The organism is Escherichia sp. WS3063 (assembly GCF_046486595.1).
Lineage (GTDB): Bacteria > Pseudomonadota > Gammaproteobacteria > Enterobacterales > Enterobacteriaceae > Escherichia > Escherichia coli.
Map to the genome: position 1 here is coordinate 87,450 of NZ_JBJQKY010000004.1, position 14,963 is coordinate 102,412.

A 14,963-nucleotide genomic window follows, 5' to 3' on the forward strand; every position below is an offset into this window, starting at 1 on the left:
ATGAAAATAAAAACTATTTTAACGCCAGTAGCCTGTGCTCTGCTGATAAGTTTTTCCGCCCATGCCGCTAACGCCGACAATTATAAAAACGTGATTAACCGTACTGGCGCGCCGCAGTACATGAAGGATTACGATTACGACGATCACCAGCGTTTTAATCCGTTTTTCGATCTCGGAGCCTGGCATGGTCATCTGTTGCCAGACGGCCCGAACACCATGGGCGGCTTTCCGGGCGTTGCGCTGCTGACGGAAGAGTACATCAACTTTATGGCCAGCAATTTCGACCGCCTGACCGTCTGGCAGGACGGTAAGAAAGTCGACTTCACGCTGGAGGCATACAGTATTCCCGGCGCGCTGGTGCAAAAACTGACAGCAAAAGATGTGCAGGTCGAAATGACTCTGCGCTTCGCCACGCCGCGCACATCACTACTGGAAACCAAAATCACCAGCGATAAACCGCTGGATCTGGTGTGGGATGGTGAACTGCTGGAAAAACTGGAAGCGAAAGAAGGGAAACCGCTTTCCGATAAAACCATTGCTGGCGAGTACCCTGACTATCAGCGCAAAATCAGCGCCACCCGTGATGGCCTGAAAGTCACCTTTGGCAAAGTGCGCGCCACCTGGGATCTGCTGACCTCCGGTGAATCAGAATATCAGGTGCATAAATCCCTGCCAGTGCAGACTGAAATCAACGGCAATCGCTTTACCAGTAAGGCGCATATCAACGGTTCGACCACGCTCTATACCACCTATTCCCATCTGCTGACCGCCCAGGAAGTTAGCAAAGAGGAAATGCAGATCCGCGATATTCTGGCGCGTCCGGCGTTTTATCTCACCGCCTCGCAGCAACGCTGGGAAGAGTATCTGAAGAAAGGGTTAACCAATCCGGATGCGACGCCGGAACAGACGCGCGTCGCGGTGAAAGCCATCGAAACACTCAACGGTAACTGGCGATCGCCGGGCGGTGCGGTGAAATATAACACCGTCACACCGTCGGTGACCGGGCGCTGGTTCTCCGGCAATCAGACCTGGCCGTGGGATACCTGGAAGCAGGCATTTGCGATGGCGCATTTCAATCCGGATATCGCCAAAGAGAATATCCGCGCGGTCTTCTCCTGGCAGATCCAGCCAGGCGACAGCGTGCGTCCGCAGGATGTGGGCTTTGTCCCCGACCTGATAGCGTGGAACCTTAGCCCGGAGCGTGGCGGCGATGGCGGCAACTGGAACGAACGTAACACCAAACCCAGCCTTGCCGCCTGGTCGGTGATGGAAGTGTACAACGTCACCCAGGATAAAACCTGGCTGGCAGAGATGTACCCGAAACTGGTGGCCTATCACGACTGGTGGCTGCGTAACCGCGATCACAACGGCAACGGCGTACCGGAATATGGCGCGACCCGCGATAAAGCCCATAACACCAAGAGCGGCGAGATGCTGTTTACGGTGAAAAAAGGCGATAAAGAAGAGACGCTGTCTGGGCTGAACAACTACGCCCGCGTGGTGGAGAAAGGCCAGTACGACAGTCTGGAAATCCCGGCACAAGTTGCTGCGTCGTGGGAATCAGGTCGTGATGACGCCGCCGTCTTTGGGTTTATCGACAAAGAACAGCTGGATAAATATGTCGCTAACGGCGGCAAACGTAGCGACTGGACGGTGAAATTCGCCGAAAACCGCAGTCAGGACGGAACGTTGCTGGGCTACTCGCTATTGCAGGAGTCGGTGGATCAAGCCAGCTATATGTACAGCGATAACCATTATCTGGCGGAGATGGCAACCATACTCGGTAAGCCGGAAGAGGCCAAACGCTATCGCCAGTTGGCACAGCAGCTCGCGGACTACATCAACACCTGTATGTTCGACCCGACTACACAGTTCTACTATGACGTGCGCATTGAAGATAAACCACTGGCGAACGGCTGCGCGGGCAAACCGATTGTTGAGCGCGGTAAAGGGCCAGAAGGCTGGTCGCCGCTGTTTAACGGTGCGGCAACGCAGGCCAACGCCGACGCGGTGGTGAAGGTGATGCTCGATCCTAAAGAGTTCAACACCTTTGTTCCGCTGGGAACGGCGGCGTTAACCAATCCGGCCTTTGGCGCAGATATTTACTGGCGCGGGCGCGTATGGGTGGATCAGTTCTGGTTTGGTCTGAAAGGAATGGAGCGTTACGGTTATCGCGATGATGCCCTGAAACTGGCGGATACGTTCTTCCAGCATGCCAAAGGGTTAACCGCCGATGGCCCAATTCAGGAGAATTACAACCCGCTGACTGGCGCACAGCAAGGCGCACCAAATTTCTCCTGGAGTGCCGCGCATTTGTATATGTTGTATAACGATTTTTTCCGTAAGCAGTAATTTTTCCCGATGCCGGACGACTGTATTACCGCCGTCCGGCATGACGAACGGGCGTATTCTTTTTGAATCCCATCACAAACCCCGCACTCCCCTTTTCCCTTTTCTCCGGCGACGGCTAAATTAGAACTCATCCGACCACATAACAATTATTTTACATACTGGACAATTTTATGAGCTTCCCGTCGCTGTTCGCCCCGCTGGATTTAGGTTTTACCACGTTAAAAAACCGCGTGTTGATGGGTTCAATGCACACCGGGCTGGAGGAATACCCGGACGGTGCTGAACGGCTGGCAGCGTTTTATGCCGAACGCGCCCGTCATGGCGTGGCGTTGATTGTCAGCGGCGGCATTGCACCAGATTTAACAGGCGTTGGCATGGAAGGCGGCGCAATGCTCAATGACGCCAGCCAGATCCCACACCATCGCACCATTACCGAAGCCGTACATCAGGAAGGCGGCAAAATTGCCTTACAAATTTTGCATACCGGGCGCTACAGCTACCAACCGCATCTGGTCGCCCCCTCCGCATTGCAGGCCCCCATCAACCGTTTCGTGCCCCATGAGTTAAGCCATGAAGAGATCCTGCAACTGATCGACAATTTCGCCCGCTGCGCGCAACTGGCGCGGGAGGCCGGATACGATGGCGTAGAGGTGATGGGTTCCGAAGGGTATTTGATCAACGAGTTTCTGACTCTGCGCACCAACCAGCGTAGCGACCAGTGGGGCGGCGATTACCGCAACCGGATGCGGTTTGCCGTCGAAGTAGTGCGTGCGGTGCGCGAGCGCGTCGGCAACGACTTCATTATTATCTACCGACTGTCGATGCTCGACCTGGTCGAAGGCGGCGGGACTTTTGCAGAAACGGTAGGGCTGGCGCAGGCCATTGAAGCGGCGGGCGCAACCATTATCAACACTGGAATAGGCTGGCATGAAGCGCGGATTCCGACCATCGCCACGCCAGTGCCGCGCGGCGCATTTAGCTGGGTCACACGCAAACTGAAAGGCCACGTTTCGCTGCCGCTGGTGACCACCAACCGGATTAACGATCCGCAGGTTGCCGACGATATTCTCGCGCGCGGTGATGCCGATATGGTATCGATGGCGCGACCGTTTCTTGCTGATGCGGAGCTGCTGTCAAAAGCGCAATCAGGGCGAGCCGATGAGATCAACACCTGCATTGGCTGCAATCAAGCCTGCCTCGATCAGATCTTCGTTGGCAAAGTCACCTCGTGCCTGGTGAATCCTCGCGCCTGCCACGAAACCAAAATGCCGATCCTTCCCGCCGTGCAGAAAAAAAATCTGGCGGTGGTCGGCGCAGGTCCGGCGGGGCTGGCGTTTGCCATCAATGCGGCGGCGCGTGGTCATCAGGTAACGTTGTTTGATGCACATAGCGAGATCGGCGGGCAGTTTAATATCGCCAAACAGATCCCCGGCAAAGAGGAATTTTACGAAACATTGCGCTACTACCGCCGGATGATCGAAGTGACTGGCGTGACACTGAAACTTAATCACACCGTGACCGCAGATCAGTTAAAGGCGTTCGATGAAACGATCCTCGCCAGTGGGATCGTACCGCGCATTCCGCCCATCGACGGGATCGATCATCCGAAGGTGTTGAGTTATCTCGACGTACTGCGCGACAAAGCGCCGGTAGGCAACAAAGTTGCCATCATCGGTTGTGGCGGGATTGGTTTTGATACGGCGATGTATTTAAGTCAGCCGGGCGAATCCACCAGCCAGAATATCGCCGGGTTCTGTAATGAATGGGGGATCGACAGCAGCCTGCAACAGGCTGGTGGCTTAAGCCCGCAGGGAATGCAGATCCCGCGTAGCCCACGGCAGATTGTGATGCTCCAGCGCAAAGCCAGCAAACCGGGACAGGGGTTAGGCAAAACCACCGGCTGGATCCATCGCACCACCCTGCTCTCGCGCGGTGTGAAAATGATCCCAGGCGTAAGTTATCAGAAGATTGACGATGACGGGCTGCATGTGGTGATCAACGGCGAAACGCAGGTATTAGCAGTGGACAATGTGGTGATCTGCGCAGGGCAAGAGCCAAACCGCGCATTGGCGCAACCGCTGATTGATAGCGGGAAAACTGTGCATTTAATTGGCGGCTGCGATGTAGCTATGGAGCTGGACGCACGACGGGCAATTGCCCAGGGAACACGGCTGGCGCTGGAGATTTAAATTGTGCATTGAAGTGCCGGATGCGACGCTTGCCGCGTCTTATCCGACCTGGGGGTAATGTGCTGAACGTATGCCAGATAAGGCGTTTACGCCTTATCTGGCAGGTAGCTGCCAATCTTACCGACGACGCCCCAGCTTCACTGCTTTCAGCACCACAAATTTATTATTCGTGGCGATGGTGGTGCAGTTGCCGAAAATTTTCTTCAGTTTGTGGAAGTAATCCAGGTGACGGTTGGCAACGATATACAGCTCGCCGTTGATTTTCAGACAGCGGCGGGCGTGGTGGAACATCTCCCAGGCGACGTTATCGGTCAGCGCATGTTGCTGATGAAACGGCGGGTTGCAGAGCACAGCATTAAAGCGGAAAGGCTCCACGCCGGAGAGCGCGTTGTTAATCATAAACTCGCAGCGATCCAACGCCTCTGGCATGTTGGTTTCAACGTTCAAACGGCTGGAAGCAACCGCCATCGGCGATTCATCGACAAACACCACTTTCGCCTGCGGGTTTTTATCAAGCAGCGTCAGACCAATAACGCCATTACCACAACCGAGATCGACAATCTCACCTTCGAGATTCTCTGGCAGATGCTGCATAAAGAAGCGCGCGCCAATATCCAGCCCGGTGCGGGAGAAGACATTCGCATGGTTGTGGATAGTCCAGTCAGTACCTTCCAGTTTCCAGCTAACGGTTTGCGGCGCATCGGCCAGCGGCGGCTCGTTGAAAGTACAGTTAATTAAGCGTGCCTTCTTCCATGCCAGCGTGGTGGTGGTCGGGCCGAGCACTTTTTCGAACAGTTCCAGCGTGGAAGTGTGGATGTCACGGGCTTTGGCACCGGCAATAATACGTGTATCCGGCGTGACCACTTTGCGCAGCGCTCGCAGTTGTTGTTCCAGCAACGCCAGTGTTTTCGGTACTTTGATCAGTACCACGCCCGGCTGTTGCGGGTAGTCGGCGGTGCTGTCGAGAAACTTCACGCTCGACTCATCAATCCCGTTGAGGCGTAAATTCTCGCGCGTCGCCAGTTCGCTGATGTATGAGTCGCCAATGCTGTATGGCTTATGTTCCGCCAGCGCACAACTTAACGCACCAAAGGCATCATTCAGGATCAACACCGGGCCGCGGATTTCTGTGTCGTCCAACTGTTGCAGCAAATATTCATCCGCCGCTTCCCACGCCTGTAGCGGGTTAACGTCATCCGTCGCCGGAAAACGTTGTAGTGTCAGTGAACGGAAACCGTTGTCTAAGTGGCTCATCGGCCCTCCTGAGTGATAAAATTTCGACGTTGCCCCTGAAAAGGGTGCGTGAGTATACCCTTTTTCTCTTTTTCGTGGGCGGTTATGAGCAATCTTACTTATCTTCAGGGTTATCCCGAGCAGCTACTTTCCCAGGTGCGAACGCTGATTAACGAACAGCGTCTGGGCGATGTGCTGGCAAAACGTTATCCGGGAACACACGACTACGCCACCGATAAAGCCCTCTGGCAATATACTCAGGATCTTAAAAATCAGTTTCTGCGCAATGCCCCGCCGATCACTAAAGTGATGTATGACAACAAGATCCATGTGCTGAAAAACGCGCTCGGGTTACATACCGCTGTTTCGCGTGTGCAGGGCGGCAAGCTGAAAGCAAAGGCGGAGATCCGCGTCGCTACCGTGTTTCGCAACGCGCCGGAACCGTTTTTGCGCATGATCGTGGTGCACGAGCTGGCGCACCTGAAGGAGAAAGAGCATAACAAAGCGTTTTACCAGTTGTGCTGCCATATGGAACCCCAGTACCACCAGCTTGAGTTCGACACCCGGCTGTGGCTAACGCAGTTGTCGCTTGGGCAGGACAAAATCTGAAAATGATGTCAGGCGTTATCTTTTCTTCCTATAGCGCCTAAAATCGACCTCCCCCCTTTCGTTAAGGATAACGACCATGCTGCGCGTATTTGCCCGCCTTCTTCTCCGTATTTGTTTTTCTCGCCGGACTCTTAAAATTGGCTGTTTATTGTTGCTTATAGCAGGAGCAACCCTTTTTATTGCCGATCGCGTTATGGTCAACGCCAGCCAACAACTGACCTGGAGCGATGTCAACGCAGTTCCGGCGCGGAACGTGGGTTTATTGCTGGGGGCGAGGCCGGGTAATCGCTACTTTACCCGACGTATTGATAGCGCCGCAGAGTTGTACCACGCCGGAAAAGTGAAATGGCTATTGGTGAGCGGCGATAATGGACGTAAAAATTACGATGAAGCGTCAGGAATGCAGCAAGCCTTGATCGCTAAAGGCGTACCGGCAAAAGTGATCTTCTGCGACTATGCCGGATTCTCAACGCTTGATTCGGTGGTGCGTGCCAACAAGGTGTTTAGTGAAAACTATATCACCATTATCTCGCAAGAATTTCATAACCAACGCGCCATCTGGCTGGCAAAACAGTATGGTATCGATGCTATCGGTTTTAACGCGCCAGACCTGAATATGAAACACGGTTTATATACTCAACTGCGGGAAAAACTTGCCAGAGTCAGCGCGGTGATTGATGCGAAAATCCTCCATCGCCAGCCGAAATATCTCGGGCCGTTGGTTATGATTGGGCCGTTTAGTGAGCATGGCTGTCCGGCGAAAGAATAATGCGTATCTGCGCACGTCGAAGATAAAAAAGGCGTGCTACAGTGACGAGAGAATCCCTTTATGGAGTATCCACGCGTTATGATACGTTTCGCTGTGATTGGTACGAACTGGATCACTCGCCAGTTCGTCGAGGCCGCCCATGAGAGCGGTAAATACAAGTTAACCGCCGTTTATTCCCGCAGTCTTGAACAGGCCCAGCACTTCGCCAATGATTTTTCTGTCGAGCATCTGTTTACGTCGCTGGAAGCGATGGCAGAAAGCGATGCCATTGACGCGGTGTATATTGCCAGCCCGAATTCCCTGCACTTTTCCCAGACACAACTTTTCCTTAGTCACAAAATTCATGTGATTTGCGAGAAGCCACTGGCGTCGAATCTGGCGGAAGTGGATGCCGCCATTGCCTGTGCGCGGGAAAATCAGGTGGTGCTGTTTGAGGCATTTAAAACCGCCAGCCTGCCGAACTTTCATCTGTTGCGCCAGGCGCTGCCGAAAGTCGGCAAACTGCGTAAAGTCTTTTTCAACTATTGCCAGTATTCCTCGCGGTATCAACGTTACCTGGATGGTGAGAATCCCAACACCTTTAATCCGGCATTCTCTAACGGTTCAATTATGGATATCGGCTTTTACTGCCTGGCGTCGGCGGTGGCATTATTCGGTGAACCGAAAAGCGTGCAGGCAACCGCCAGTTTGCTGGCAAGCGGTGTAGATGCCCACGGCGTGGTGGTAATGGATTACGGTGATTTCAGCGTTACGTTGCAGCACTCAAAAGTGAGCGATTCTGTCCTGGCAAGCGAGATTCAGGGCGAAGCGGGATCGCTGGTGATTGAAAAACTGTCTGAATGCCAGAAAGTTTGCTTTGTTCCGCGTGGCAGCCAGATGCAGGATCTCACCCAGCCGCAGCATATTAATACCATGCTCTACGAAGCAGAGCTGTTTGCTGAACTGGTGGATGAGCATCTGGTGGATCATCCAGGGCTGGCGGTCAGTCGCATCACCGCCAAACTGCTGACCGAGATCCGCCGCCAGACTGGGGTGATTTTTCCGGCAGATAACGTAAAACTATAATTGCCAAAGTAAAACAGTGTAAAAGGTATGTAACAGACCATTGACTGACTGAATGGTCTGTCATACTTTGTTACCTGCAAAGGGGAGTAACTTCATTGCCGGTCGATCGTCATTACGATGTGTGAAAAACCACATCCGGTCACCGGGCAACCCGAAAGGAATACGCAGACGTATTCCTTTTTTGTTGTAAGTGAGACCTTGCCGGAAGGCGAGGTCTATGCATAAAAAGCAGCGGCTGACGTCTTCCGACGTTGGCCGTTTTTTTATGTGTAAGGAACTTCTATGAATACTGTCGGCACGCCGTTGCTATGGGGCGGATTCGCTGTTGTTGTCACCATTATGCTGGCTATCGACCTGTTGTTGCAGGGGCGTCGTGGGGCACATGCCATGACCATGAAACAGGCTGCGGCCTGGTCGCTGGTCTGGGTGACGCTGTCGTTACTGTTTAACGCCGCTTTCTGGTGGTATCTGGTGCAAACCGAAGGTCGCGCCGTTGCCGATCCACAGGCATTGGCCTTCCTCACGGGTTATCTGATTGAGAAATCACTGGCGGTCGATAACGTCTTCGTCTGGCTGATGTTGTTCAGCTATTTCTCTGTTCCGGCGGCATTACAACGCCGCGTGCTCGTGTATGGCGTACTCGGGGCGATTGTTCTGCGTACCATCATGATCTTCACTGGCAGCTGGCTGATTTCGCAGTTCGACTGGATCCTGTATATCTTCGGTGCCTTCCTGCTGTTTACTGGCGTGAAGATGGCGCTGGCTCATGAAGATGAATCAGGTATTGGTGACAAGCCGCTGGTGCGCTGGCTACGCGGTCATTTGCGCATGACCGACACCATCGACAACGAGCATTTCTTTGTGCGTAAGAATGGTTTGTTGTATGCCACGCCGCTGATGCTGGTGCTGATTCTGGTGGAGTTGAGCGACGTGATTTTCGCCGTGGATAGTATTCCGGCTATCTTCGCCGTGACCACTGACCCGTTTATTGTGCTGACCTCAAACCTGTTTGCGATCCTCGGCCTGCGTGCGATGTATTTCCTGCTGGCGGGCGTAGCAGAACGTTTCTCGATGCTCAAATATGGTCTGGCGGTGATTCTGGTGTTTATCGGTATCAAGATGCTGATTGTCGACTTCTACCATATTCCAATCGCCGTCTCGCTGGGCGTGGTGTTTGGCATTCTGGTGATGACGTTTATTATCAACGCCTGGGTGAATTATCGGCATGATAAGCAGCGGGTTGGATGATTTTTAATCTGCCTAAGCCGTGTACCCTGTCATCAACATGAGCACCGTTTTCTCCCTCTCCCCAAAAGGGGCGAGGGGACTGACCGAGTACTTTTTTGACGTTGTCATCAGTCTGGAAGCCGCACGTTGGGCTTTATTTTTATGTCAAATAAATGTAACCATTAAGTTGCAAAATATGACCTCTCTTTAAAATCCAGCATTTTTCGCTTCCCGAAGCTGTAACTTTCCTTATACTCGACCTTGCAAACACTTTGTTACATCCTGAAAGATGCGTCGACAGAACGCACCAGGAATGTGCGACAACACAATGAAAGGATCGAAAAATGACTACGCAACGTTCACCGGGGCTATTCCGGCGTCTGGCTCATGGCAGCCTGGTAAAACAAATCCTGGTCGGCCTTGTTCTGGGGATTCTTCTGGCATGGATCTCAAAACCCGCGGCGGAAGCTGTTGGTCTGTTAGGTACTTTGTTCGTCGGCGCACTGAAAGCCGTTGCCCCCATCCTGGTGTTGATGCTGGTAATGGCATCTATTGCTAACCACCAGCACGGGCAGAAAACCAATATCCGCCCTATTTTGTTCCTCTATCTGCTGGGCACCTTCTCTGCTGCTCTGGCCGCAGTAATCTTCAGTTTTGCCTTCCCTTCTACCCTGCACTTATCCAGTAGCGCGGGTGATATTTCGCCGCCGTCAGGCATTGTAGAAGTGATGCGCGGGCTGGTAATGAGCATGGTTTCCAACCCCATCGACGCGCTGCTGAAAGGTAACTACATCGGGATCCTGGTGTGGGCAATTGGCCTCGGTTTCGCACTGCGTCACGGTAACGAGACCACCAAAAACCTGGTCAACGATATGTCGAATGCCGTCACCTTTATGGTGAAACTGGTCATTCGCTTCGCACCGATCGGTATTTTTGGTCTGGTTTCTTCTACCCTGGCAACCACCGGTTTCTCCACACTGTGGGGCTACGCGCAACTGCTGGTCGTGCTGGTTGGCTGTATGCTGCTGGTGGCGCTGGTGGTTAACCCCTTGCTGGTGTGGTGGAAAATTCGTCGTAACCCGTTCCCGCTGGTGCTGCTGTGCCTGCGCGAAAGCGGCGTGTATGCCTTCTTCACCCGCAGCTCTGCGGCGAACATTCCGGTGAATATGGCGCTGTGTGAAAAGCTGAATCTGGATCGCGATACCTATTCCGTTTCTATTCCGCTGGGAGCCACCATCAATATGGCGGGCGCAGCAATCACCATTACCGTGTTGACGCTGGCTGCGGTTAATACGCTGGGTATTCCGGTTGATCTGCCCACAGCGCTGCTGTTGAGCGTAGTGGCTTCTCTGTGTGCCTGTGGCGCATCCGGCGTGGCGGGGGGGTCTCTGCTGCTGATCCCACTGGCCTGTAATATGTTCGGTATTTCGAACGATATCGCCATGCAGGTGGTTGCCGTCGGCTTTATCATCGGCGTATTGCAGGACTCTTGCGAAACCGCGCTGAACTCTTCAACTGACGTGCTGTTCACTGCGGCAGCTTGCCAGGCGGAAGACGATCGTCTGGCAAATAGCGCCCTGCGTAACTAATACTTAGCCCCTTTCGTCTACGGCGGAAGGGGTTTTCTCCACTTTAAACGGATCAATTCCCCTTCTCTGCATACGCCAGAAACGAATGATATTCAGGCCATTCATTAGCAGAAAACTCCCCTCAATCATCGTGCCGCCTATCGACCCCGCCCAGAAGTTGTGAATCACCCAGCAACACGTTGAAAACCACATTACACAGCGCATGGTCAGCCCTTTACAGCGGAACAGCGCCCAGGTACTGACAATCGTGCCGATTACCGGCAATAGTTCGACAGGATGATGGAACTTCGCGAGGCCAATTCCGCCAGTCAGCACAATAAAAATCGCCATTACCCATAAGCTGCGCGTGCGTAAGGTAATCAATGTACGAATGGCATTAAGGATGGCACTGGCACCGGCAGGATAGGTGCCCAGAAGAAAAAAATGTACGCCAATAACGGCGCTATAGACCGAAAGTTGCTTTTTGAAGCGACGTTCGTCACGATTGAAAAATGTTGTGATACCAATCAGAAAGGCGATGACACCCACGCCCTGGGCCAGCCAATACGCGGTCATGATAAATCCTTAGCAGGTATGGAAAAGCAAACGGCGCTTCACATTATGAAACGCCGTTTTTTATTAACAACTCATTTCGACTTTATAGCGTTACGCCGCTTTTGAAGATCGCCAGTTCGCGGAAGTCGTTACGCTCGTTGCAGGTTTGTTTACCATTGGCAAACTCAACGATGGTGTCGATAAATTCTTCCAGCAACTGCGGCATCGCTTTACCGTGGATCAGCTGACCCGCGTCAAAGTCGATCCAGTGTTTTTTCTTCGCCGCCAGTTCACTGTTGGTGGCGATTTTCACCGTCGGCACAAATCCACCATACGGCGTGCCACGACCAGTACTGAACAGCACCATATGGCAGCCCGCACCCGCCAGGGCGCTGGTCGCTACGGCATCGTTACCCGGCGCACTTAACAAGTTCAGCCCCGGCGTTTTCAGACGCTCGCCGTAACGCAGCACGTCAACCACGACACTGGAACCCGCTTTCTGGGTACAGCCGAGGGATTTGTCTTCCAACGTAGTGATACCGCCTGCTTTGTTCCCCGGTGATGGGTTTTCGTAGATCGGCTGGTCATGGGCAATAAAGTACTGCTTGAAGTCATTGACCATGGTGACCAGTTTTTCAAACGTTGCTTCGTCGCGGCAATGGTCCATCAGCAACTGCTCTGCACCAAACATCTCCGGCACTTCGGTCAGTACGGTAGTACCACCGTTAGCAATCACGTAGTCAGAGAAACGACCGAGCATTGGGTTGGCGGTAATACCGGAAAGACCGTCAGAACCGCCGCACTCCAGACCAAACTTCAGTTCGCTAAGTTTGCCCGGCTCGCGCTTGTCGTTGCGCATCACGTTATACAACTGATGCAAATGCGCGATCCCGGCCTCGATTTCATCATCCTGCTGTTGGCAGATCATGAAATGAACGCGTTCAGGATCGATATCGCCCAACGTTTCACGGAATGCGGCAACCTGGTTGTTTTCACAGCCCAGACCAATCACCAGCACTGCGCCCGCGTTCGGGTGGCGCACCATGTTTTGCAGCATGGTGCGAGTATTGATGTGATCGTCGCCCAGTTGTGAGCAGCCGTAGGTGTGGCTGAAGAGGAACACGCCGTCGGTACCTTCAGCGTTGTTGGTCTCTTTCAGGAAACGGTTCTGGATCTGCCGCGCGATGCCGTTAACACAACCCACGGTTGGCAGGATCCACAGCTCATTACGCACCCCGACATCGCCGTTAGCGCGACGATAGATCTGCACTTCACGATCTGCCGCTTGCGCAGGCAGATCCTGAAAATCAGGTTGATAGCGATACTGATCCAGATCGCTCAGATTCGTGCGCGTATTGTGGGCGTGAACGTGTTCCCCCGCCGCAATATCCGCCAATGCATAACCAATCGGCAGGCCATATTTAATGACGTTGGCCCCTTTTGCGATATCCGTTAACGCAAATTTATGTCCACGAGCAACATCCTGGCGCAGCGTAACAGTCTGGTTATCGACACTGACTTCTGTGCCTTCAGCCAAATCCGCTAAAGCAACCGCGACGTTATCCAGCGCATGGATCTTGATGTATTGCATATCAACCCCAGACCTTAGTTCAGTTCAATGGCGAAGTAGTCACGCGCATTGTTAAAGCAAATATTTTTCACCATCTCGCCCAGCAGGTTGATGTCCGCCGGTGCTTCACCCGCTTCTACCCAGCGACCGATCATCTGGCACAGAATGCGGCGGAAGTATTCGTGACGGGTGTATGACAGGAAGCTACGGCTGTCAGTCAGCATACCGACAAAGCGGCTCAGCAGACCGAGCTGCGCCAGTTGGATCATCTGACGCTCCATACCGTCTTTCTGGTCGTTAAACCACCAGCCGGAACCGAATTGCATTTTGCCCGGCATACCTTCGCCCTGGAAGTTACCGATCATGGTGCCCAGCACTTCGTTATCGCGCGGGTTCAGGCAGTAGAGAATGGTTTTCGGCAGCAGGTTTTCTTCATTCTGCTTGCTCAGCAGCTTAGACAGCTCTTCCGCCATCGGACGGTCGTTGATGGAGTCAAAGCCGACATCCGGCCCCAGCAGTTTAAACTGACGCAGGTTGTTATTACGCAGTGCGCCAATGTGGTACTGCTGTACCCAGCCGCGACGTGCATATTCGGCACCAAGGAACACCAGCACCGCAGTTTTGAACTGTGCCACTTCGTGCTCGCTCAGGGTTTCGCCTGCCAGACGGCGCGCGAGGATGCTGTCCAGTTCCGCTTCGTTCGCTTCAGCAAACATCACCACATCCAGCGCGTGGTCAGACACTTTACAGCCGTGAGCGGCGAAGTGATCCAGACGTTTAGTCAGGGCAGTTTGCAGGTCAGCAAAGCGGCGAATGTCGGTATCGGAAACTTCGCCCAGCTTCGCCATGTAGTCGTTAAAGGTCGCCTGTTCAATGTTAAAGGCTTTGTCCGGACGCCAGCTCGGCAGCACTTTAATGGTGAAAGAGCCGTCTTTGGCGATCTCTGCGTGATGCTCCAGAGAATCGATCGGGTCATCGGTGGTGCCGACCATTTTCACGTTCATCTGCTGCATGATGCCGCGTGCAGAGAAATTATCCTGCGCCAGCAGTTCGTTACATTCGTTCCAGATTTCATCGGCAGTTGACGGAGAAAGCAATTTGCCAGTGATACCAAACGGACGACGCAGTTCGAGGTGCGTCCAGTGGTATAACGGGTTGCCGATAGTGTGCGGAACAGTCGCCGCCCAGGCGTCAAATTTTTCACGGTCAGACGCATCACCGGTGCACAGACGCTCGGCCACACCGTTGGTACGCATAGCGCGCCATTTGTAGTGATCGCCCTTCAACCAGATGTCATACAGGTTTTTAAAACGATAGTCTTCCGCAATCTGCTGCGGCGGCAAATGGCAATGGTAATCGAAAATCGGCTGGTCTTTTGCGTAGTCGTGATACAGACGGCGGGCAAATTCGGTATCTAACAGGAAATCTTCAGTCATAAACGGAGTCATTTTCGTCTTCCTCTCAACGAGTGAGCTAGCTTGCTTATGGTGCGATGCTGACAAAGTTATCACACCAATTTCCAGAGTCCGAAGATATTTTCGTGAGTTAGATCAATAAACGTAGTTAAAAAAATTACTCTCAAAGTGGTAAATCTCGCTGCAGGCCGCGCCAGTACTGGCCTCGTGGTCGTCAGGTAATGTCCCTACAAATATTCGCACATTTGTGATGGCTCTCACCTTTTAAAGTTGTATGACAAGTTATCTTTCTGCCGTCGCAAATCATAAGTCGACGGAATGCAAATTGCCGATTCATTCATTTGTTAGATGAATCGGGTTAACCGGTACGGAAGCCGAATTAGCACGAAACTTTCATGGCAACGTTCGGGG

At 53.1% G+C, this 14,963-nt stretch carries 11 protein-coding genes; 7 read left to right on the forward strand and 4 right to left on the reverse strand.

Annotated elements, in window-relative coordinates; translation table 11 throughout:
• The gene (gene ygjK, locus ACJHYW_RS05190; RefSeq protein ID WP_061092730.1) at positions 1-2,352 is read left to right on the forward strand and encodes an alpha-glucosidase; all 2,352 of its coding nucleotides are present in this window, start codon (positions 1-3) and stop codon (positions 2,350-2,352) included.
• A 170-nt stretch (positions 2,353-2,522) separates the two neighbouring features.
• A complete protein-coding gene (gene fadH / locus ACJHYW_RS05195; RefSeq protein ID WP_061092731.1) occupies positions 2,523-4,541 on the forward strand; it encodes an NADPH-dependent 2,4-dienoyl-CoA reductase in 2,019 nt (672 codons plus the stop codon).
• 117 nt (positions 4,542-4,658) lie between these two features.
• On the opposite strand, the gene rlmG is transcribed toward fadH, so the two are convergent.
• Positions 4,659-5,795: a 23S rRNA (guanine(1835)-N(2))-methyltransferase RlmG gene (gene rlmG / locus ACJHYW_RS05200; protein WP_000018671.1), complete on the reverse strand. Its 1,137-nt coding sequence runs from the start codon at positions 5,793-5,795 to the stop codon at positions 4,659-4,661.
• An 84-nt stretch (positions 5,796-5,879) separates the two neighbouring features.
• Between rlmG and ACJHYW_RS05205 the strand changes: the two genes are divergently transcribed.
• From ACJHYW_RS05205 to sstT, 5 genes are all read left to right on the forward strand, one after another.
• Positions 5,880-6,383: a M48 family metallopeptidase gene (locus tag ACJHYW_RS05205; RefSeq protein ID WP_001305117.1), complete on the forward strand. Its 504-nt coding sequence runs from the start codon at positions 5,880-5,882 to the stop codon at positions 6,381-6,383.
• A gap of 76 nt (positions 6,384-6,459) precedes the next feature.
• Positions 6,460-7,152, forward strand: coding sequence for a vancomycin high temperature exclusion protein (locus ACJHYW_RS05210; RefSeq protein WP_061092732.1), 693 nt, complete (start codon positions 6,460-6,462; stop codon positions 7,150-7,152).
• Between the two features lie 78 nt (positions 7,153-7,230).
• Complete coding sequence (locus ACJHYW_RS05215; RefSeq protein WP_061092740.1) at positions 7,231-8,217, forward strand: Gfo/Idh/MocA family protein; 987 nt, start codon at positions 7,231-7,233, stop codon at positions 8,215-8,217.
• A gap of 282 nt (positions 8,218-8,499) precedes the next feature.
• Entirely contained in the window at positions 8,500-9,465 is a 966-nt protein-coding gene (gene alx / locus ACJHYW_RS05220) for a TerC family membrane protein Alx (RefSeq protein ID WP_001098827.1), read from the forward strand.
• 323 nt (positions 9,466-9,788) lie between these two features.
• Positions 9,789-11,033 carry a serine/threonine transporter SstT gene (gene sstT / locus ACJHYW_RS05225; RefSeq protein ID WP_000211642.1) on the forward strand — a complete coding sequence of 415 codons (1,245 nt, stop codon included), beginning with the start codon at positions 9,789-9,791 and terminating at the stop codon, positions 11,031-11,033.
• Between the two features lie 3 nt (positions 11,034-11,036).
• Here the strand turns inward: sstT and ACJHYW_RS05230 are convergent, their stop codons facing one another.
• The 3 genes from ACJHYW_RS05230 to uxaC form a co-directional block, all read right to left on the reverse strand.
• Positions 11,037-11,588, reverse strand: coding sequence for a YgjV family protein (locus ACJHYW_RS05230; RefSeq protein WP_000128143.1), 552 nt, complete (start codon positions 11,586-11,588; stop codon positions 11,037-11,039).
• Positions 11,589-11,670: 82 nt separating this feature from the next.
• The gene (gene uxaA, locus ACJHYW_RS05235) at positions 11,671-13,158 is read right to left on the reverse strand and encodes an altronate dehydratase (protein ID WP_001199369.1); all 1,488 of its coding nucleotides are present in this window, start codon (positions 13,156-13,158) and stop codon (positions 11,671-11,673) included.
• A gap of 14 nt (positions 13,159-13,172) precedes the next feature.
• Positions 13,173-14,585, reverse strand: coding sequence for a glucuronate isomerase (gene uxaC / locus ACJHYW_RS05240; protein WP_061092733.1), 1,413 nt, complete (start codon positions 14,583-14,585; stop codon positions 13,173-13,175).
• Positions 14,586-14,963: the final 378 nt, after the last annotated feature.